We start from the raw sequence: 1,018 nt of genomic DNA, 5'->3' as shown, positions 1-1,018 counted from the left end.
GCCGACCCCCAGCCGCCAGTGCCACCACCGCGCCCTGCCGCGCCCCCGCCGCGCGGCCGGGCCCGGCGAGCAGCGCCTCGAGGCGCGCTTCCACCGCCGCCTGCAGCTGCGCATCGAGTGTCGTGCGCAGCAGCAGGTCGGCATCGCGCGGGGCGCGATCGGCCACCGCATCCCGCACCCAGTCGGCAAACCAGCCGGCGTCGCGCGACGGCGCGGGCGGGAAGCGCAGGCGCTCGGCTTCCTGCATCGCAGCAGCGGGGCTGAGCGCGCCGGTTTCCACCATCGCTTCCAGCACCTCGGTCGCGCGCGCGACGGCGGCCGATGGATTGACGCGCGGATTGAGCCGGGACGGCGCCTTGGGCAGGCCGGCGATGACCGCCGCCTGGCCGGGCGTGAGCCGCCGCGCCGAGACGCCGAAATACAGCCGCGCCGCCGCATCCACGCCGAAGGTCCCGGCGCCGAGATAGACGCGGTTGAGGTAGATGGTCAGCAACTCGTCCTTGCTGAAGCGGTGTTCGAGCCAAAGCGCGAGCAGCGCTTCCTGCACCTTGCGCCGCAGGCTGCGCTCGGGCGTCAGGAACAGGTTCTTCGCAAGCTGCTGCGTAAGCGTGCTGCCGCCCTGCACCACGCGGCCAGCCGTGACATTTGCCACCAGCGCGCGAGCCACGCCGATCACGTCGAGCCCGCCATGATCCCTGAACCGGCGGTCCTCGATGGCGATGAAGGCGGCCGGCACATGCGCCGGCAAGTCGGCCAGGCGCAGCGTCTCCCCATAAAGGTCGCCGCTGGTCGCGAGCAGCGACCCGTCCGCGGCGGTGAGCGTGACCGAAGGGCGCCGCGTCGCCCCGAGTGCTTCCTCCGGCCGCGGCAGGTCCCAGGCGAACCAGAGCAGCGCGGCGAAGCCCGCCACCATGCCCCAGACGAGCAGGGAGACGGCCCAGCGCAGCAGGCGCGGCGCCTGGCGGCGTCGCGCGGGGGCGGGGGGTGCGGGTCGTGCAGGGGCGGCGGAGGGGGCGCG

At 74.6% G+C, this 1,018-nt stretch carries 1 protein-coding gene; it reads right to left on the bottom strand.

Translation table 11 applies throughout. The features are described from left to right. The coding region (locus HW577_RS25535; protein ID WP_332837820.1) for a transglycosylase domain-containing protein at positions 1-1,018 on the bottom strand (1,018 nt) is incomplete at both ends.

The organism is Neoroseomonas rubea (assembly GCF_016106015.1).
Taxonomy (GTDB): Bacteria; Pseudomonadota; Alphaproteobacteria; order Acetobacterales; family Acetobacteraceae; genus Neoroseomonas; species Neoroseomonas rubea.
This window is presented reverse-complemented; position numbering and strand designations above follow the sequence as displayed.